The sequence below is a fragment of the Candidatus Thiothrix sulfatifontis genome, from assembly GCA_022828425.1.
GTDB lineage: Bacteria > Pseudomonadota > Gammaproteobacteria > Thiotrichales > Thiotrichaceae > Thiothrix > Thiothrix sulfatifontis.
In genome coordinates, this window is sequence record CP094685.1 from 225,704 (window position 1) to 245,732 (window position 20,029).

20 protein-coding genes are annotated in these 20,029 nt (G+C 53.5%); 12 read left to right on the forward strand and 8 right to left on the reverse strand.

The features are described from left to right. Positions 1 to 2: 2 nt before the first annotated feature. Positions 3 to 317, reverse strand: a complete 315-nt coding sequence (locus L3K52_01170; protein UOG92359.1) for a non-heme iron oxygenase ferredoxin subunit — start codon at positions 315 to 317, stop codon at positions 3 to 5. Here L3K52_01170 and L3K52_01175 point away from each other — a divergent pair. Continuing rightward, positions 316 to 1,191 (forward strand): NAD-dependent epimerase/dehydratase family protein, encoded by an 876-nt coding sequence (locus tag L3K52_01175; GenBank protein ID UOG92360.1) that lies wholly within the window; start codon positions 316 to 318, stop codon positions 1,189 to 1,191. The genes L3K52_01170 and L3K52_01175 overlap by 2 nt on opposite strands. A gap of 4 nt (positions 1,192 to 1,195) precedes the next feature. After that, the gene (locus tag L3K52_01180; protein UOG92361.1) at positions 1,196 to 1,714 is read left to right on the forward strand and encodes a DUF615 domain-containing protein; all 519 of its coding nucleotides are present in this window, start codon (positions 1,196 to 1,198) and stop codon (positions 1,712 to 1,714) included. 6 nt (positions 1,715 to 1,720) lie between these two features. Here the strand turns inward: L3K52_01180 and gloB are convergent, their stop codons facing one another. Next, positions 1,721 to 2,500, reverse strand: a complete 780-nt coding sequence (gene gloB, locus L3K52_01185) for a hydroxyacylglutathione hydrolase (protein UOG92362.1) — start codon at positions 2,498 to 2,500, stop codon at positions 1,721 to 1,723. A gap of 93 nt (positions 2,501 to 2,593) precedes the next feature. Between gloB and gmk the strand changes: the two genes are divergently transcribed. Further along, a complete protein-coding gene (gene gmk / locus L3K52_01190; GenBank protein UOG92363.1) occupies positions 2,594 to 3,211 on the forward strand; it encodes a guanylate kinase in 618 nt (205 codons plus the stop codon). 382 nt (positions 3,212 to 3,593) lie between these two features. On the opposite strand, the gene L3K52_01195 is transcribed toward gmk, so the two are convergent. Then, positions 3,594 to 4,280 carry a response regulator gene (locus tag L3K52_01195; protein UOG92364.1) on the reverse strand — a complete coding sequence of 229 codons (687 nt, stop codon included), beginning with the start codon at positions 4,278 to 4,280 and terminating at the stop codon, positions 3,594 to 3,596. A 139-nt stretch (positions 4,281 to 4,419) separates the two neighbouring features. On the opposite strand from L3K52_01195, the gene L3K52_01200 reads away from it, so the two are divergent. Genes L3K52_01200 through L3K52_01215 form a run of 4 tightly spaced genes read left to right on the forward strand, consistent with a single transcriptional unit; the run spans position 4,420 to position 7,452 of the window. Further along, entirely contained in the window at positions 4,420 to 5,730 is a 1,311-nt protein-coding gene (locus L3K52_01200) for a YHYH protein (GenBank protein UOG92365.1), read from the forward strand. Positions 5,731 to 5,756: 26 nt separating this feature from the next. After that, positions 5,757 to 6,278 carry a hypothetical protein gene (locus tag L3K52_01205; GenBank protein UOG92366.1) on the forward strand — a complete coding sequence of 174 codons (522 nt, stop codon included), beginning with the start codon at positions 5,757 to 5,759 and terminating at the stop codon, positions 6,276 to 6,278. Between the two features lie 37 nt (positions 6,279 to 6,315). After that, positions 6,316 to 6,909: a HupE/UreJ family protein gene (locus L3K52_01210; GenBank protein ID UOG92367.1), complete on the forward strand. Its 594-nt coding sequence runs from the start codon at positions 6,316 to 6,318 to the stop codon at positions 6,907 to 6,909. A 9-nt stretch (positions 6,910 to 6,918) separates the two neighbouring features. Continuing rightward, complete coding sequence (locus L3K52_01215; protein UOG92368.1) at positions 6,919 to 7,452, forward strand: hypothetical protein; 534 nt, start codon at positions 6,919 to 6,921, stop codon at positions 7,450 to 7,452. A 5-nt stretch (positions 7,453 to 7,457) separates the two neighbouring features. Here L3K52_01215 and L3K52_01220 read toward each other — a convergent pair whose 3' ends face one another. The 4 genes from L3K52_01220 to msrB all read right to left on the reverse strand — a co-directional run bounded on the left by L3K52_01220 (position 7,458) and on the right by msrB (position 11,614). Next, entirely contained in the window at positions 7,458 to 8,897 is a 1,440-nt protein-coding gene (locus L3K52_01220) for an ATP-binding protein (protein UOG92369.1), read from the reverse strand. A 91-nt stretch (positions 8,898 to 8,988) separates the two neighbouring features. Next, positions 8,989 to 10,101 carry a transporter substrate-binding domain-containing protein gene (locus L3K52_01225; GenBank protein UOG92370.1) on the reverse strand — a complete coding sequence of 371 codons (1,113 nt, stop codon included), beginning with the start codon at positions 10,099 to 10,101 and terminating at the stop codon, positions 8,989 to 8,991. Positions 10,102 to 10,176: 75 nt separating this feature from the next. Continuing rightward, positions 10,177 to 11,157 carry a pseudouridine synthase gene (locus tag L3K52_01230; protein UOG92371.1) on the reverse strand — a complete coding sequence of 327 codons (981 nt, stop codon included), beginning with the start codon at positions 11,155 to 11,157 and terminating at the stop codon, positions 10,177 to 10,179. A gap of 10 nt (positions 11,158 to 11,167) precedes the next feature. After that, on the reverse strand, positions 11,168 to 11,614 hold the full coding sequence (gene msrB / locus L3K52_01235; GenBank protein ID UOG92372.1) for a peptide-methionine (R)-S-oxide reductase MsrB: 447 nt from the start codon (positions 11,612 to 11,614) through the stop codon (positions 11,168 to 11,170). Between the two features lie 121 nt (positions 11,615 to 11,735). Here msrB and L3K52_01240 point away from each other — a divergent pair, with 121 nt between their 5' ends. The 5 genes from L3K52_01240 (at position 11,736) to L3K52_01260 (ending at position 18,119) form a co-directional block, all read left to right on the forward strand. Next, a complete protein-coding gene (locus L3K52_01240) occupies positions 11,736 to 13,820 on the forward strand; it encodes a molybdopterin-dependent oxidoreductase (GenBank protein UOG92373.1) in 2,085 nt (694 codons plus the stop codon). 14 nt (positions 13,821 to 13,834) lie between these two features. Next, positions 13,835 to 14,683: a hypothetical protein gene (locus tag L3K52_01245; protein UOG92374.1), complete on the forward strand. Its 849-nt coding sequence runs from the start codon at positions 13,835 to 13,837 to the stop codon at positions 14,681 to 14,683. A gap of 94 nt (positions 14,684 to 14,777) precedes the next feature. Beyond that, the gene (egtB, locus tag L3K52_01250; protein UOG92375.1) at positions 14,778 to 16,004 is read left to right on the forward strand and encodes an ergothioneine biosynthesis protein EgtB; all 1,227 of its coding nucleotides are present in this window, start codon (positions 14,778 to 14,780) and stop codon (positions 16,002 to 16,004) included. Continuing rightward, complete coding sequence (gene egtD / locus L3K52_01255; GenBank protein ID UOG92376.1) at positions 16,001 to 16,978, forward strand: L-histidine N(alpha)-methyltransferase; 978 nt, start codon at positions 16,001 to 16,003, stop codon at positions 16,976 to 16,978. The genes egtB and egtD overlap by 4 nt, the downstream gene beginning before the upstream one ends. Before the next feature lie 7 nt (positions 16,979 to 16,985). Then, entirely contained in the window at positions 16,986 to 18,119 is a 1,134-nt protein-coding gene (locus L3K52_01260) for an aminotransferase class V-fold PLP-dependent enzyme (GenBank protein UOG92377.1), read from the forward strand. Here L3K52_01260 and L3K52_01265 read toward each other — a convergent pair. Next, entirely contained in the window at positions 18,103 to 19,980 is a 1,878-nt protein-coding gene (locus L3K52_01265) for an AsmA family protein (GenBank protein UOG92378.1), read from the reverse strand. The genes L3K52_01260 and L3K52_01265 overlap by 17 nt on opposite strands. Between the last annotated feature and the right edge of the window lie 49 nt (positions 19,981 to 20,029).

The following is a 20,029-nucleotide window of genomic DNA, read 5'->3' on the forward strand; positions in this document are numbered from 1 at the left end:
GGTTATACCTTGACGAAAATGCGCCCATTTTCAATAGTGACGGGGTAAATTGTCAACGGAATCTCAGCGGGTTCTGCCATCGGCGCACCCGTTTTAACGCTGAATTCCGCGCCATGCAAGGAACATTGCACCCGATCCCCATGCAAACAACCGAGGTACAATGACGCATCTTCGTGGGTACACATATCATCTACCGCGTAAAATTCGCCGTCGACGTGACACACGAGAATGCGTTTGCCATTGCCTGCATCGACACGTTTCATCTTTCCGGGCTTGATTTCGTTTATACTGCCAGCATCGAGTCGGGAATTATTCATGAGTGTAGTTAACCAAAAAGTGTGGATTATGGGCTGTGGCGACATTGGTCGCCGCGTCGCACGGTTATACCAAAATGAGGGTACGAAGGCTATAGGCTGGGTACGCAGCGAGGAATCCTTGCACAAAGGTTTAGAACAAGGCATTGCCATGCGCAAGGGCGATGTGGATCGCGGCAGCTTTTTCTCGATATTCGCGCTGGATGAAGCACTGGTGTATTGGTTTATGCCGCCGCAACCGACAGGCGACACCGATGACCGGATACGCCGTTTCCTCAAGGGAGTCGATGCTGCACCGCAACGAGTGGTGTTAATCAGCACCACGGGGGTGTACGGCGATTGCGGCGGGCGTTGGATTGACGAATCCGAACCGCTCAAACCCATTGCCGCCCGTGCCAAACGCCGCGCCGATGCCGAAAATACCGTGCAAGAATGGGCAGCGCGTTTCGGCGGCGACATCGTGATTTTGCGCGTCCCCGGCATTTACGCCCCCGACCGCTTGCCGTTGGAACGCCTGAAACGCGGCGAACCCGTGTTGCATGAAGCTGAAGCGCCCTGGACAAATCGCATTCACGCCGACGATTTAGCAATGGTCTGCAAACGCGCGATGGAAGCCGCCCCCGCTGGCGCGATTTACAACGCCACCGACGGACACCCTTCCACCATGACCGATTATTTCAATCAAGTCGCGGATTACGCCGGATTGCCGCGCCCGCCGCAAATCAGCATGAGCGCAGCCCAAGCCGCGATGAGCGCGGGCATGTTGTCGTATTTGCAAGAATCGCGGCGGATTCGTAACGATAAACTATTGACTGAATTAAACATCCGGTTACAGTACCCGTCCCTGAGCGCTGGTCTCGGCATGTTGAAAGGATGAACCCATGATTGATTACGCCAATGACGACGAAGAAGACGATTACATCAGCCGCAGCCACTTCAAGCGCGAAGCCGAAGCGATGCAAGCCTTGGGCGAACGCCTGATTACCCTGCGCAAAGAGCAGCTCGACCAGTTGGATTTATCCGAAAAGCTCTACGACTCGATTTTGCTGGCGCAACGCTTGACCGCGAACGGCGCAATTCGCCGTCAACGCCAATTCATCGGCAAGCTGATGCGCACCGAAATCCTCGAACCGATTGAAGCGAAACTCGCGGAATGGGATCGCGGTGGCAAAGCCGAAACCGCACGTTTACACCGTTTGGAACGCTGGCGTGACCGCCTGATTAACGATGAAAACATGCTGAGCGAATGGTTGAAGGAATACCCCGAAACTGACACGCAACGAATGCGCGGCCTGATCCGCAATGCGCACAAGGAAAAAGAAATCAACGCGCCACCGAAAAGCAGCCGTGAATTGTTCAAGCTACTGCGGGAAATTACCGCACACGAATCGTTGCGCTAAGACACGCTAATCGTATTCGGTGTCTTTCCAGATGCGCAGCACCGCGAATACGTCGGCAGGGGTGTGGGTTTCGCGCCCGGCGATTTCTTCGGCTTTGGCAATCACTTCGGGGATGTGGGTGCGTAAAAACGGGTTGGTGTCAAACTCGCGCCCCAATTCAAACGGCACGGTGGGATGTCCTGCATCCAGCAGCGCCCAGGATTCTTCCAAACGCGCATCCAGCGCGGGATTGTCCGGCTCGACCCATTTGGCAAAACCGATGTTATCCACGGTGTATTCGTGGGTGCAATACACTTGGGTATCAGCGGGTAATTGCGCAATGCGTTGCAGTGAAGCGTACAAGTCATGCAAAGTGCCATCGAATACCCGCCCGCAACCGTTGGCGAATAAGGTATCCCCACAGAACAAGCTGCCTTCACCGTAATACACAATATGCCCAGCCGTATGCCCCGGCAATTCCATGACGTGAAAATTCAAGCCGAGAGCTTCCAAATGAACGTCTGCGCCTTCCGTCAATGGCTGATTGAGGTGCGGAATCTTTTCATTGGCAGGCCCGTACACCAGCAAACCGGGATAGGCTTGCAATAACTGAGCAATGCCCCCCACGTGGTCACGGTGGTGGTGCGTAATCAAAATAGCCACCGGCTGCTTCACCAGCCGCGTTAATGCAGCCAACACCGGCGTGGCATCACCGGGGTCAACAATCGCGACACACGGATTGTCTGTATTACCGATCAACCAGATATAATTGTCAGTAAAAGCGGGTACTGCGGTTACTTGGATCATGATGCGACACCTTACTCGTGATTCCTGCTATTCGACTATAGTGCATACTGCTTATAATCGCATTTTTATCCGCACAGTGGGGCGAATTTTCAGATGAATACACGCACAGGTCAGCTTTATATCGTGTCAGCCCCGTCTGGTGCCGGTAAATCGAGTTTATTGAATGCCTTACGCGAGCGCGTGAACAATGTGGTCGTTTCGGTTTCACACACCACGCGCCAACCCCGCCCCGGCGAACAGGATGGCGTGCATTACCACTTCACCCCCGTTGAGGTGTTTCGCCAGCAAGTGGCAGACGGTAACTTTCTGGAATACGCGCAAGTCTTCGACAATTACTACGGCACGTCACGCTTATCGGTGGACGCCTTGCGCGAAACTGGCAAAGACGTGATTCTCGAAATTGATTGGCAAGGCGCACGGCAAGTCCGTGAACACGCCGATGTCACCAGCATTTTCATTCTGCCGCCGACCGTCGCCGCACTGAAAGAACGCTTGCAGGGACGGGGGCAAGACAGCGCAGCAACCATCCAACGCCGGATGCGCGATGCCCAAGCGGAAATATCACACTACCGCGAATACGATTACCTGATTATCAACGACGATTTCGCCACGGCACTGGATGATTTAGCCTGCATTTTCCGCAGCGAACGGTTGAAATTAGCCGCGCAAATGCAACAACATCAGGCGTTATTCAATGCTTTGGTCGGCTGATGACACTTGGAAGGCGGAAGCGCCACTAACCCCTTGTCCAGAAGCGATTTTCACAATTATAGCAGCGATAATACGTTTTGCCGCCAGAGAACAAGCGCCGCCACCAGCCGATACGGACACGCCGTGCTGCCGACAAACAGTTCGAACACGTACAAACATTTGTGATTGCCATTGATAAACGATTTCCTTAGCCCATTAGCCCACGTTTGAAAAGATAAATTCAGAAACGGATAGTAACGGAAATCGCGGCCACTGCGGAAGAATTTGTCAATTTTTGTAACAAATTTTACTGGCAGACTGCATGTTAATTGTTCAAAAGTTAATCATGGCAATCAATAGGCATGGTCTCAATGGGAGTGCAAGCAATGGACGGGGATTCACACTAAAGTTCGAGTTTGTAACCCACGCCATAGATGGATTTGATGAGCTCTCGTTCCGGCATCACGTTCTGAAGCTTACGCCGCAAGTTCTTTATGTGGCTATCCACGGCGCGATCTGTCACCGCGCGGCGATCGTCGTACAAGCGATCCAGCAATTGCGCCCGTGAATAGACTCTAGCAGGGTTGGCAAGCAGATATTCCAATAGACGGAATTCCACTGGAGTCAACTCCAGTTTATGCCCACTGAGGCTGGCTTCCATGCGTTCGCTGTTGATTTCAATGCCGCATCTGGCTGCTGGTTCCGCTAAAGGGCGAGCCATGCGTCGCAGCAGATTTTTTACCCGTACTACCAATTCACGGGGGCTATAGGGTTTGCAGACATAATCATCGGCCCCCAATTCCAAGCCCAACAAGCGTTGAATTTCATCCACTCGCGCGGTTGCCATGATTACCGGCGTATCGGCAAACGTGCGTAGTTCGCGGAAAATGTCGATGCCATCGCGCTCCGGCAGCATGAGATCCAGAATAATTAAATCAGGGGAATGTTCACGCACCCACGGGATAACAGCCAAACCGCGCTCTAAGCAGTGTGAACGTAACCCCATCTGCGCTAGGTATTCGCTCACTACTTGTGCCAGCTTGGGCTCGTCTTCGACAATCAAAATGCATTTGGCTTCAGAATCGGTCATGACTAATTTCCGGGTTATCTTGAGCAAAGAGTAGCGGAAATCCCAACCGAAGCAAAAAACTTTCATTTCTCCATTGTTCCTCCACAAAGTGATTTTAAATTAGCCACTCATGTGTTTTATTGATTTGCGAGGAACTTCTATGAATGCGTTAAAAAGTCCAATCACGGTGCTGCTACTAGGGTGCGCATTAACGGCTTGTGGCGGTAGCTCTTCTACTACGACCACAACCACGACGGATACCGCGACAGCAACAGATACCACCACAAGCACTGGCACTACCACTACGACGGGTTCATCAGCCCTAAAAGTCACCGCCAACTACGACCAAGTGGTTTCAGAAGGCACCAACGTCACGCTCATTGCCACGGCTTCTGATAGCAGCGCCACTTATGCTTGGACACAAACAGCAGGTTCTGCCGTAACCTTGGGCAATACCAACACCTCAACCCTCAGTTTTGCAGCACCCAGCGTGACTGCCACCACGACACTGCGCTTCAAAGTTACCGCCAGTACTGCGAGTGCCAACAGTTCAACCGAGGTAAGCGTGGAAGTCTGGAAACCCATCAGTACCGCTGACGCGACGGCACTGGGTGATTTCTCCAATAAATCCGGTTGGTCATGCACCGAAGACCTGCGTAATACCGGCTATACCTCGACTGTTACCACCAGCACCTCAACCGATAAAATCACTTACAGCATTAATGCGATCCCTGCCCTTGCGGTTGGGACGTTCCCCAATGCAGGCAACCCTAACAGCATTACTCCACAAACACTGTCAGCGTCGATACCGCGTTCCCCGCAAAAACAGAGTACCCGGACTAATGTGAAAAATTTTGGTTTCACCTTGGATGGCGTCACATTCGATCGTAATACTGCCGAATGTTACAACAACGAAACCGCGTGTAATTGGCGTTATGAGGCCGTCACCCCCGGCCTTGCCAGCGGCAAATTTGAGTGGAGTTGGCTGGGGACAGACTGCAATAACGGTCACGTACAGCCTACCGGCAACTACCATTACCACGGTCTGCCGGAAGGCTTGATCAACAAACTGGGCGATACCGGCAAGAAAATGACGATGGTGGGTTATGCTGCCGATGGTTTCCCCATTTATGCCCGCTGGGGTTACAGCAATCCCATGGATACCAGCAGTGCCATCAGAAAAATCACCGGCAGTTACGAACTCAAATCCGGCACACGCCCCAGCGGACCCGGTGGTGCTTACGACGGCACGTTTATTCAAGACTGGCAATACGTAGCAGCCTCCGGCGATTTGGATGAGTGTAATGGACGCTTTGGCATTACCCCCGAATACCCAGCAGGTACTTACCATTATTATGTGACCGACGATTACCCTTACGTTGCGGACTGTGTGTATGGCACGCCAGATAGCAGCTTTACGGGCGGCGGCGCAGGTGGCCCCGGTGGTGCAGGCGGCCCACCACCCATCTAATTGCCCATACCTTCAGGACACAACCCATGAAAAATTTGTACAAGGTGGCGGCGACAGCCGTCGCCGGTTTATTGATGCTATCGGCAATGCCGCTGCTGGCGCACGGCGGTCATAACAACCTGATCCAGTTACGCGCTGAACCCGGTCATTTGTATCTGGAAACGCATCTCAATGCCTCAACGTTGACAAGCTTCGATACCAATCAGGATGGAAAACTTACCCAGACCGAATTTGACCAGCAATTGCCAGCCATCAAACAGTGGTTGCAAGCGTATTTTAGTGTCAGTAACGCGGCAGGCGAACGGCTAACGCCCAACCTGTTTGATTTGCCGATTTCCGAAAGCGAGACCGGCAAGCAAGGCGAAATTCGTATCAGTCATATACACTTGATACAACAATACGCGTGGGCTACTGCCCCTCTGTTGAAAGTAACGCTCAAGCCCTTGGAGTCAGGCAAGCAGTTGCTCCTGTTCAAGGAAGACGGTTTTTTTATGAAACCGCTGGGTGATACTCCGCTGGAACTGACGGTTAATGCTCCAGCGCAGTAAGGTATAATCCTGTCATTAGCACACCGAGGAACCATCCATGAGTTTAGTCAAACAACGTTTTAGCCTTGCCTTATTGCTCTTGGTGATAACCGGCAACGCATGGGCTCATGCTGACGCAATGGGCATGAGTGGTGGTTTTTTTAGTGGCTTTACCCATCCTCTTTTCGGTTGGGATCACGTCGCTGCTATGGTAGCCGTTGGCTTATGGGGTGCATTTCTAGGCAGACCCGCGCTTTGGATACTGCCGGTGGTATTCCCCGTCGTCATGGCGGGCGGCGGCGTCTTGGGTATTATCGGCATTCCCATTCCTGGGGTTGAAATCGGCATTGCCCTGTCAGCATTGGTGCTAGGGTTGATGGTGCTGTTCGCGGTGCGCCCGCCATTACTGGTAACGGCGGTTTTGGTGGGTACCTTTGCCATTTTTCACGGTCATGCACACGGCACTGAATTACCGGATGCCGCGAATCCTCTGGCGTACAGCCTTGGATTTGTTATCGCCACCGGACTGTTACACCTCTCAGGGATTGCACTGGGTGAACTGACCCGCTGGTCGTGGGGAGGTAACGCAGTGCGTGCGGGTGGCGCAGTCATCAGTTTGGCTGGCGTGGGTTTTTTGACTGGACTGCTGTAGATCAACCTGATGCATATTTCTTTTTTCTGGTATGGATTCATTCAACCTTGGCAAGCACCAACGCAAGCCCTCGCTTTCATCGGCTTGGGCTTGTTGTTAGGGCAACAAGGCAAACAAGCGTTACGCTTCGGGATCGGCGCATTTTTTCTGAGCATCAGCTTGGGGCTGTTACTGACCCGCTGGGTAATACTGGCTGGGGAATGGGAAATACCGTTGCTTGCCGTGGCGGGTTTGATGGGGGTTTTACTGGCATTGCGCCTCGCTGTTCCGCTATGCATCGTCACTTTTTGCGCCGGTACGCTGGGGCTGTTGGCTAGTGCAGCGTTAGCACCCAATCTGATGTTAGGGTCGCAAGCGTTTATCATCAAGAATGCTACATTCGGGGTTATCGTCAGTGCCACGCTCACTGTATTGCTGAGTGCGGCGGTGGCGAGCTATTTGCGCATTCGCTGGGAAGGTTTGGTGTTGCGCGTACTCGGCTCTTGGTTAGTAGCCAGTACCTTAATGGTGTTAGCCATGTTGTTGTTTGCGCATCACCACTAAGCTCATTAGACCTGCTTTAGTATTGGAAACGTCACTTCAATCAGCAACCCGCCCAACGGCGAATGCGCTGCCCGAATTGTACCGCCGAGCGCTTCTACGTAATTTTTACAGATCGACAAACCCAAGCCAGAACCCCCCAAAGCCCGGCTGCGTGATTTATCCACCCGAAACAGGCGTTCAAACAAGTGGGGTAACGCCGCATCCGGCACCCCCGGCGCACTGTCCTGAATACTCACGACAACCCTGTCGTCTTGCCGCTTTGCCAGTATTTCCACCTGCCCGCTCGCATGGGTATAACGGTAACTGTTGCTCAATAGGTTGGCGAACAGTTGGTACAGACGCTCCATATCGGCACGTATCCACAGGGGTTGCTTCCGCTCGAAACGGGTCGTCAAACGAATATGCTTTTCCTGCAAACGCGCTTCCGCACCCAAGGCGACCTCCGTGAGGACAGCAGTCAAATTCACGGGTTCACTACTCAGGGTCATTTCGGCACTGTCGGACAAAGCCAGTTGGTGCAAATCTTCCACCAGTTTTCCCATCGCCAATGTATCAACCAGCAGCGACTGGAGGCGTGCCGAAGTCGGTTCGCGAATGCCGTCTAGCAGCGCTTCGATTTCGCTACGCAAAATAGCCAGTGGGGTACGCAACTCGTGAGAAATATCGGCAACCCACTGCTGGCGCAAGATGGCATTGCGTTGCAAGGCTTCTGCCAACGTATTGAAAGCTTGTGCCAGACGCCCTAATTCATCCTGCGCACTAACCACAATACGAGTATCGAACTTGCCGGTGGTCAACGCTTGCGCCCCTTGAGTCAGGGAATGCACAGGGCGTAGCAGATGCCTAACCAACACCAGTGCCAGCAAAAACGATAATCCAGCCGCAAACAGGGCGATTAGGTAGAGGTTGCGCAATTGCTGACTTAGAAAGGTGCCAGCCAAATCGTTGGGAATCCTACCGCCTTGGCGCACACTTAGCCAACCCACAACCTTACCGGAAGCATGGATGGCGATTGTTGTCAGGATACCTTTATCACCAGGGTGCGATGCTACATGACTTGGATTGCCGATGATCAGTTGTTGATCGGCATCCAGCAAGTTCAGGCGCACACTCAAGGGGCGTGGTGGTGGTTTTCCACGCTCCGGTGGCTTCATGCGGGTGAATTCGGAGCTAGGTGGTGGCGGGGGTGGAAATTCGCCAATACTTGCCAGTAATTGACCCCATTGCTGAGGCGTATCACGGATGAAATCCCAATTGCGATGGGCTGCGAATTCTTGACTCAACTTACCCGCCAATTCCTGCACCTTATTCAATTCTTCAGCATTATGGTAGTTTGCAAAACCGTTACGGAAACTCCAGTTCATGAAAACCACCATCACCAACACGACCACAATGGTCGCGAGTAACATCGCTAAAAATAGTTTAGAGAAAATATTCAGCCGCATCGTATCAGTACCTCCAACCTGTAAAATACCGGCAGAATGGGTAACAAGTATGGAGAAAGGCAGCGTTTTTAAAATTTTAACGGATAGCCACTCAATCCTTAATCCATTTATCCTGCAAGTCCTTATGAAGGCTGGCTTTGCCATCTTGGGATTCGCGCAACTGCAATAACGCACGGTTCACTTGCTCACGTAGCGGGCTACCATCCGCAAACGCAATGCCATAGTTTTGCGGGTTAAATAACGCGGGAACCACCGCCAACACCTTCCGACCTTCCGCTTGATTCAGTTGATTGGCAAGGTACGTTAAACGCGGCCCGTCGTGTACCAACGCATCTGCCTCGCCCTTGCGTACCCGCTCAATGCCTGCCTCAATACTGTCCACGGGTGTAACGGTGATGCCATTTTGCTCCAACCAAGTGCGTGGCGCATCCGTTGCCACCGCCACTACCCGTTTGCCGGGTAAATCTTTCTCGGAACCGATGGCTCCACTGACGGCTTGCGCCGTCAATGCACTGGTCACAACAGCCGTGAGAATGCTCAACAAAATCAAACCCATCAAGTGCCACGTCAAATCAATGACCCGCGCTAAACCACGGCTATGCGGTGTTTCCCAGGTCAACAACATGGTTATCCCCCACCACAGTGCTTCACGAATACCGGGAACATAACCACGCGGAAAAGCAGGCTCAGCCGTTTGATAACGATCCGCCCACAAGCGCAAGTTTGCCGTGATAAACAGGATCAACAAGAAAAACAACGCCGCTTGCCAAGAAAACAAGCGCCCCAATTCACGCAACATAATGCCAAACGGGTTCGATTGCTGAAATTCGGGAGCAACCATGATTTGCAGCCCCAACTCATACATGGAGTTGGAAAAATCCACCGAGGCTTCGCGCTGTGCTGTCACCGTAATGGCAGAAATCGCCGCATCCACCTTGCTATCAGCCGCCGCCGTGACCAAATCTTTGGTCGTATCAAAGTAAACCCACTCGGTTTGCACACCGAGTTTATCGGCTAACGCCTTCCACAAATCAATGCTAAATCCGGTCGGCTGGCGCTGCTCCTCCGCCACATTGGGGTCATACATAACCCACGGTTCAGACAATTTAACGCCGATCTTTAGCGTGTCATCCGCACTGGCAGACGGTAGCCAGCAAAGGAGCGCAAACAGCAATAAGTAAACGTAGTGTAATCGTTGTTGCATAAGAGTTTCGTCACCGGATGTTATTGCGGAATGCGATTATAAGCGATAAGCGCCCGCTAACGTACCGTCGTATTATTAGCCACGCCCACGCGGTTGCGGGCGCTTGCCTGCACCGCTGCCACTACTAGGACGACGGCTAACAGTCGGACGCGCCGGACTGCTAGAACGCTCAGAACTGCCGGGTCGCGCCAAACTCGACCGACGTGCTGACGGATGACTGCCGCCAATCGCCGTGCGCCCACTGTCCACCGTTTTCATCCCCGGTCTTGCCCCAGAACGGCGTTCCGGGCGTTCAGCGGTAAAGTCCGAACCGTCTTCAAATGCCATGTTCACCAAGCCGTAGAGTTTGCGTAATTCGCGCACTTCCAGCTCTTTGTGATGCCCGCTGCGCAAATAACGCGGCAGCATAATATTGCCGTAACGCACCCGAATCAAACGGCTGATTTTCACGCCTTGCGATTCCCACAAACGGCGCACTTCGCGATTGCGACCCTCGGCAAGCACGACGTGATACCAATGGTTGACCCCTTCGCCGCCTGCGTCTTTGATACGCATGAAGTTGGCTTTGCCATCTTCCAATTCCACGCCTTCCTGCAAACGGATCAGCATTTCATTGTTGACTTCGCCCAACACGCGGCAAGCGTATTCGCGCTCGATCTCAGACGACGGATGCATGAGCTTATTCGCCAATTCGCCATCGGTGGTGAACAGCAATAAGCCATCGGTATTGATGTCGAGACGCCCGACCATAATCCAACGCCCCGCGCGGATTTTCGGCAAGCTGTCAAAAACCGTTGGGCGACCGTCCGGGTCACTCAAGGTACACACTTCACCCGCAGGCTTGTGGTACATCAGCACTTTGTGGGTGGCATTGACGCGGGAACTCAAGTGCAGGCGTTGCCCGCGCAAGCTCACTTGATCGTTTTCGTCGATGGCTTGACCGGATTCGGCGCGTTGACCGTTCACCAGAATTTCGCCAGCATTGACCATGCGCTCGATTTCACGACGTGAGCCGTAACCCGCGCGCGAGAGGATTTTTTGGATGCGTTCTTTCATGACAGGGATATTACGCTTTGACCTTCTTCAACGCCACCGCATTCATGCAATAACGCAGGCCACTGGGCGCGGGGCCATCGGGGAACACATGCCCCAAATGTGCGCCGCACGTATTGCACGTGGTTTCCACCCGCGTCATGCCGCGCGAACGATCCGCATGGTAAGCAATCGCGTTTTCCTTAATGGGTTGCGTGAAAGACGGCCAGCCGGTACCTGAATCAAATTTTTCCGACGCATCAAACAGCAACGTGTCGCAACACACGCAGCCGTACAGACCCGGCTCAAACAAACCGCACATGACCGAGCTAAACGGGCGTTCTGTTCCTTGGCGGCGGGTAACGTAATATTGATCATCGCTCAGTTGCGCCTGCCATTCGGCAGCGGTTTTGGTCACGGTGCGCTCAGGCACTGGGTTGCCATGATCGGCAAACTGCAAAATCGTTTTCCAATCCAACATACTCACTCTCCTCTTGAAACTGAAAGCATCATAGCAAATTCCCTAGCGCGTTAGGTGGTCATTCTAACCCGCTTGGCAATCTACACTACACTAGCGCCATTCGATCACCACGAGACTAGCCATGACTAACGTCGTCAAAAGCACCACCTGTTACGAATGCGATGCCAATTGCCTGTTCGATGTCACCATCGACCCCAGCGGCCGCGCCATTAAAGTGGAAGGCTTGCCCAACTGCCCCCGTGGACAATTGCAACTCGAACGCCAATACCACCCTGACCGTTTACTTTACCCACTCAAACGTGTCGGCGCAAAAGGCTCCGGTGAATTTGAGCGTATCAGTTGGGAAGAAGCCCTCGACACCATTACCGCCGCTTTGCAGAAAGCCAAAGCGCAGCACGGCGCACCCGCCGTCGGGTTTTTCGCCGGATACACCAAAGAAGCCCGCCCGCAATTGCAACGCCTCGCGCACGCTTTCGGCAGCCCCAATTACCTCACCGAATCCGGCTGCTGCTTCTCGGCAACGATGGTCGCGGAAAAACTCACCTACGGTTACAAGCTCAAAACCACCTCCACCGTCGAATCGCCGAAAACCCAATGCGTGTTGGTGTGGTCAACCAACGCCTCCGGCTCGATTCCACCGTTTGAAAATCACCACCTTGCCAGCCGCAAAAAAGGGCGCAAAATGATCGTGGTTGACCCGCGTCGCACCGAAACAGCGGAACTTGCCGACATTCACTTGCAAATCCGCCCCGGCACGGATGGCGCACTCGCTCTTGGTTTCCACCACCTGATTTTCGCGAATGGCTGGCAAGATCAGGCGTTTCTGGATGAATGGGCGAATGGGCTGGACGCTTTCCGCGACTACATCAAGGAATTCCCACCGGAACGAGTCGCAGCGATTTGCGGCATTAACGAAGCCGACTTACGCACAGCGATAGAAATGTTTGCTACCACCAAGCCCGCGCAAATTGCGATGTCGCCCACTTCCACCGTGCAACACAGCAACGGCTTCCAGAATCACCGCGCGATGATTTTGCTCTCTGCCGTCACCGGCAATATTGACCGCGAAGGTGGCAATCGTTTTTTCAACGACAAAGTATTGCCCAAGCCGATCGAGCTGTTCGACGTGTGCAAAAACGAATTGCCGCCGCGCATTGGCGATGAAGTCTTTCCGATTTGGACAAAATACTGGCCTGCCGCGCAAAGCATGTTGATGCCGGACTGCATCCTCGAAGGCAAGCCGCAACCGCTCAAAGCCTTGCTCGCAATGGGCATTAATACCGCGATGTGGGCAAATTCCAAACGCATGGAACGCGCCTTGGGCGAACTGGAATTTTTCGCCGTCTCCGATTTTTTCCACAACCCCGCCACCTTGCAAGCTGACATCGTATTGCCAGCCGCGACCAGTTTGGAACGCACCGCACTGATCGCCTACCCCGGTTGCGCGTATCAGGGCGAAGTGAAATACCGCCACCAAGCCCTGCCCCCACGCGGCGAAGCCAAACCCGACGGGCAAATCTTCCTCGAACTCGGTGTAAAACTCGGCATGGCAGACCAATTCTGGCACGGCAACCTAGCGGCATCGTGGGAAGAAATGGCGGAAGGTTTGCCGCCCGACATTCGTAAAGAAGCGTGGGAAAACCCGGCGGGCGTGACCGTTTACAGCCCCGTGATCGAAGAATTGGTGGAAATGGGCTTTTTGGATGCGGATCGGCAATGGCGCATTAATGGCTTCCGCACCGCCACCGGCAAAATCGAATTCGATTCGGTGGAACTGAAAGCGCACGGCTACGACGGCTTGCCGACTTACCGCGAACCGATGGAAAGCCCGCTGTCTACGCCGGAATTGCTGGCGGATTATCCGCTGGTATTAACGTCGGGCGGGCGGCAGAAGTTTTTCACGCATTCGCAGCAGCACAATATCGCCGGAATATTGGCGTATGACCCGTATCCACGGGTGCAAATTCACCCCGACGATGCGGCAGTGCGAGGGATTGTTGAGGGTGATGCGGTGGAAATCCGTTCACCACGCGGCGCGGTGACGTTTCGGGCGGCGGTGACGGATATTATGAAGCAAGGTGTGGTGCATTGTTTCCACGGGTGGAACGAGGCGAACATCAATGAGTTGACCGATGATACCCAGCTTGACCCGATCAGCGGGTTTCCGCCGTTTAAGTCGTTATTGTGTGAAGTGTCACGCCTTTAATAGGAAAGTTGCCGATGCCGTTTCACGGAGTTTTACCTCACCGCCAGCATTTGTTTCAACCAGAACCGCTGCACGATATTGGTGTCAACGATACCCATGCGTGGCGCTTAAACCCTGAGCATCGCCATGTGTATGACAAACTGCAATTGGCGCTGGCGCAGGATTTGCAAGCTGCACCTTGTGAGACTGACCCGCTGAGTGTTGGTATTGACGCGGCAACCCCGCTATTTGTTAAGCCGATTACCAATTTGCTGGGCATGTCGTTGGATGCACAAGCCACCACCGCAGGTGATTTGGCGAGTGGGCATACGCAATGCGCCCCCGGCTGTTTTTGGAGTGAATACTTGGTCGGCGACCACACCAGCACCGACTGTTTGGTACTCGCGGGTAAAGTGCTGTGGTTTGCCCACACGCAAGGCGCAGCCACCAAAGACAAACAACGCCCGATTTACTGGCATATTGGGGTGCGTTTGCCCGCGTTAGAGCCGCTGCTTCGCGATTTGATCCAAGCCCAACTTCCCGGTTACACCGGACTGTGCAATGTAGAAATGATCGGTGGCAAAGTCATCGAAATGCACTTGCGCGGCTCCAACGGCTTCTTCGATTTTTACGGCGCACATTTTGTCCCCGCTTGGGTGGAATTGGTGGATAAGCGCGTCTGGCATGGGCTGGAAGCGGTGCGCGAAGGTTATGTGTATTCGCTGTTTGGTGAGGGTGAATTGCCTGCTGATTATACCGAGATTGCGGCAGTGCATGGGGTGAAGGTTGTGCCGGATACGGCGACGCCGGATCGGATTGCTGTTTTGTATGCTGGCACGCTCGATGCGGCAGAAAAGGTTGCTAGGTGTTTGCGTGGTATGTAATTTTACCGTCATACAAATCCCCCACAATCATAGCGCACACCTGCCTTCGGCGCGAAAACGTATTACAAAGCATCAAACAATCAAGGAATGTCAGATGACTGCTGCCCTAGCTTCGGAATACCAACGCATCCGCCACACCAGCGCGGCGATTTGCGCCCCGCTTGCCCGTGACGATTACCAACTGCAAAGCATTGTCGAAACCAGCCCTCCGAAATGGCACTTGGGGCATGTGACGTGGTTTTTTGAAACCTTTTTGCTGCAAGCGTTTGTGAAAAATTACCAACCGTTTCGCGCTGAATACAACTACCTGTTCAACTCGTATTACCAAACCGTTGGCTCGATGCAACCCCGCGCCGAACGCGGCTTAATGTCACGCCCGACGGTGGAAGAGGTTTACGCTTACCGTGCCGCGATTGATGAGCGCATGGCGGATTTGCTGACGCACGCTGACCCCAGCCAAGCGCAAGCCATCGCCGCACGGGTGACGCTCGGCTTGCACCATGAACAGCAACACCAAGAACTGCTGTACATGGACATTAAACACAACTTCTGGCGAAATCCGCTGCGCCCGATTTATTTGCCCAAAGCCTTGCCCGCGCAGAAAGCCGCCCCGCTCGAATGGGAAACCCGCGCAGGTGGTTTGATTGAAAGTGGCTTCGACGGTGACAGCTTCGCCTACGACAACGAACGCCCGCAACACAAAGTCTGGCTTGAACCGCACCGCCTCGCGTCGCGCTTAAGCACCAATGCCGAATACCTCGCCTTCATCGAAGACGGCGGCTATCAACGCGCCGAACTGTGGCTGGCGGATGGCTGGTATTATCGCAAACAACACGGCTGGCAAGCGCCCTTGTATTGGGAACAGCGTGATGGGCAGTGGTACGAATTCACCCTGCACGGCTTCGAGCCGCTCAACCTTGCCGCGCCCGTTGCCCACACCAGCTATTACGAAGCCGATGCCTTCGCCCGTTGGTCAAGCAAACGCTTGCCACTGGAAGCCGAACTCGAACACCAATTGCGCGAATTGCCAATCACGGGGCATTTCACCGACAGCAAGACCTTCCACCCGCAAGCAGGCGTTGGGCAACACTACGGCTCGCTGTGGGAATGGACAGCCTCGCCCTACACCGCCTACCCGCGTTTCCAACCGCTGGAAGGCAGCATGGGCGAATATAACGGTAAATTCATGTGCAACCAGTGGGTATTGCGCGGCGGAGCGTGTATAACACCACCCGACCATATTCGCCCGACATACCGAAACTTTTTTTACCCCCACGACCGCTGGCAGTTCAGCGGTATCCGTCTCGCGGAGGACGTATGAACGCTATTTGCCCCAAAGCCACCAAGGTCAGCTTCCACGATTACCAGCCGGAGTTGGACAATTTCCGGCAAACCGTGCTGAACGGGTTGGCACACGAACACAAACAGATTCCGCCGAAATTTTTCTACGATGAACGCGGTTCGCAGTTGTTTGAAGCGATTTTGGAACAGCCCGAATATTACGTGCCGCACGTCGAAAAGCAGCTTTACCGTGACTATGCGGCGGACATGGCAGCGTTAATCGGCAAGGATACGGTGCTGATCGAACCCGGTAGCGGCAGTTGTGAGAAGGTGCAATTGTTGCTGGATGCGTTGCGCCCGGCGGCGTATGTGCCGATGGATATTTCTGGCGATTTTCTGCGCCAATCGGCAGCAACCTTGGGGGCTGCGTTTCCGTGGTTGCACGTTCATGCGGCGTGTTTGGATTTCACCCGCGAATTGCATTTGCCGCAACATGTACCCGCTGGGCGGCGTGTGGTATTCATCCCCGGCTCTAGTTTGGGCAATTTCGATTTGCCGGAAGCGCAACATTTTCTGTTCAATATTGCGCAATTGGTCGGCAAAGGCGGCGGCGGCGGCTTGTTGATTGGGGTAGATCGTAAGAAAGATAAAGCGGTGCTGGAAACGGCGTATAACGATGCGGCAGGTGTGACGGCGGCGTTTAATCTGAATTTGTTGGTGCGCATTAATAACGAGTTGGAAGGTACGTTCGACCTCGACCAGTTTGCACATTATGCGTGCTACAACGAGGCGATGGGGCGGATTGAAATGCACCTCACTAGCCTGCAAGACCAAAGCGTGCAAGTGGCGGGTAAAACTTTCCGCTTTGCGCAAGGCGAACGCATTCACACCGAAAATTCTTACAAGTACCACCCTGAGGAATTCATCACGCTGGCAACGGCGGCGGGCTTCAAATGTGAGCAACATTGGACGGATGCTGCTAATCTCTTCGGCATCTATTACTGCACCGTGTGAGCCGATCATGCCGACACCTGAAAGCCGCTTCCCTGCCCTGCAAAACTGTTTGTATTTGAATCACGCGGCGGTTGCCCCGTGGCCGCAAGTCACCGCCGATGCTGTGCAAGCGTTTGCCGCCGAAAATGCCCGCCAAGGCACGCTCAATTACCCGCACTGGCTGACGGTAGAACAAGCCTTGCGTGAACAAGCGCGTGCATTGCTGAATGCCCCCGCCGCAGGCGATATTGCGCTGGTAAAAAATACCTCGGAAGGTTTGTCGTTCGTTGCCTACGGGCTGGACTGGCACGCGGGCGACAATGTGGTAGGCATTCGTCAGGAATTCCCTTCCAACCGCTACGTGTGGCAATCATTGGCAAACCAAGGCGTGGAATTCCGCCAATTGGATTTGCGCGCACATCCCGCTGACCCCGAAACGGCATTGCTGGCATTGTGCGACGCACGTACCCGTTTAATTAGCATTAGCGCGGTGCAATACACCAACGGCTTGCGCATGGATTTGGCAAAGGTCGGGGCATTTTGCCGCGCCAAGGGCATTCTGTTTTGCGTGGATGCGATTCAACAAATCGGGGCAATCCCGTTTGATGTGCAGCAAGTGCAAGCCGATTTCGCGGTCGCCGATGGGCATAAGTGGATGTTAGGGCCTGAGGGCTTGGCGCTGTTTTACGTGCGCCGTGAAATACTGGAGCAACTGCGCCTAACCCAGTACGGCTGGCGCATGGCGGAAGGGTTGACCGATTACAGCATGGAAGATTATCAACCGGCGCGGGATGCGCGGCGCTTTGAATGCGGCAGCCCGAATATGCTGGGGATTCATGCGCTGCACGCCAGCCTTGGGGTATTGCTGGAAATCGGCATGGATGCGGTGTGGGAACAGCTTAGTGCGCGGGTACAATATTTGCTGGATGGGCTGCAGGCGTTGCCAGATGTGGAAATACTCAGCGATACACGCATACAACGGCGTTCCGGCATGGTGACGTTCCGCTCACGCCGCGAGACCAACGAAGCACTGTTCAAGCGCTTGCAAACACAGGGGATTTTCTGTGCCACACGCGGCGGTGGCATTCGACTTTCGCCGCATTTCTACACACCGTTCGCGCAATTACAACAGGTGCTAGACGTGCTTAAAACAAGCCATTGAGCTTCTTTTTCAGTTCATCTTTCAAGCGTTGTTCGAGTTTATCCACTTCACTTTGCACTTCTTCTTGGGCACGTTCTTTAAGCAACACATCCAGTTCCAATTCGTAACTGGGCTTATCCCATGCGCCATGAATGTGCAGGGGAGCAAAGACGCCATCTGCCTTGTCCGGTTTGGGCTTTTCGCTAATGCGCAGTTTGAAGTCGAGCGATTCGTTGACGGTATTCACATCGCCATTGCCTTTCACCTGAAAATGCGGTGCAAGCATCACGTTTTCATCGGTGTGGAACACACCTTGTTTGACTTGCCACTGCCCCTTTAATTGGGTGAAGGTGACTTCGGTTTCACCTACCGCATTGATACGTTCTTTTTCAAACAATTGAATCACTTCACGGGTTTTTTGCGCGAAATTGGCATCGCGAATCGTGCCTTCATTCAGGGTAAGGTCGATAGTGCCATTGAGATTTTGTTTGAAAGCTGGCGTATCCCCTACCACGGAATCCAGTTTTGCCGTCATGTCCAATGCTCCCGTGATCAAACGATCCTCAGTGAGCGCAAACAACAAGTCATCAGTACGCAATTTTTTTACCGTGTGTTCGCTGCTCAATGCCACCGGGGTTTGCAAGGTATCAAGGTTAATCTCACCTTGATACGTGCCATTGAACAAGGTACCCGTGGGGGTAAGTTTGACTTGCCCGTTTTCAAATTGCACGCCGAGCGTTGCCTGCTGCAAAGTAAACGGGGGGTAACTGAGTTTTTCGGTCTTGAACTTGCCGTCAATTTTTCGGCTATCTAATAACGGATCGCGCATTTGCAAACTGCCGGTCAATTGCTGGTCGGCGGCATTAATGTTGGTATTCGGCAAATCGAGCAAGCCTTTGCCGCTGTCCAGATTCAAGCTCAATGTGCCGCTGGATTGCTGCTGCAATTGCCCACCGGGAATCTCGGCGGATGTCACCGTCGCGTTGATGCTCAGGTCATTCATTTCCAACTGCTCTTTAGCAAGGTTGACGTCCAGCTTGCTGCTCAGCGTCGCTTTGCCCAACCCCTCTAAAGTGACATCAGCCTGCAAGTCAGGAATGCTGGCACGTTCTTTTTTCAAATTGCCTTGCAAATTGCCGCCAAGATTGGCATCTATCTGCCCGGCCTGTTTGACCTGTAAGCGCAGGTCAGCCAGCGAAAAGTCTTGTTGGTTTTCAGCCAATTGCGCGGTGGTAGCGAGGGTTAACTGCATCGTTACCGCCGGTTTGTCTTGGGTAAGCAGCGTATCAATGCGAATATCGACGGGTTTACCGGGGTTAAACGTACCCGTTTTCAGATTGAGCGGGGCGAGAGTCAGGTTTTTGCCCTGCTGATCATCGCGCCAACGCAGTTGCGAATCCTCGACGCTCACGCCCGTAATGACCATGCCACCCAATAAGCGCGTCATGGCTTCGCCCGCGTTGGCATTAGCCTTAGTAGCATTTTCCGGCAATAAATCCTGCCAATTGGTTTTACCGTTTTTATTGCGGTGCAAATTCAGTTTCAAGCCGCGCAAATGCACTTCATTGATTTTGAGTTGCTGCTCCAGCAGGGGCAAAAATTGCACGGTTACGCGCGCATTATCCGCTTCAGCAAACAGCTCATTGGCGAAACCTTTAGCATTGCCGAGTTTCACTTGCCCCAGTTGCAGGGCAATGTCGGGATAAAACGAGAGGTGAATGTCACCGTCAATATCGAGTTTACGCCCAGTCTGTTCCTTGACCAAAGACGCGAGTTCGGGTTTGTAACGGTTGGCATCAAATGTCAGCGCGAAAACAGCGATTGCCGCCACGATCAGCAGCAATAAGGCGAGTAGCCAGGCAAGTGGGCGCAATAGTGGCATGAGAGTAGTCCTTTTCTGTAGCCTTTATTATATTGCCCCTCACTATAGC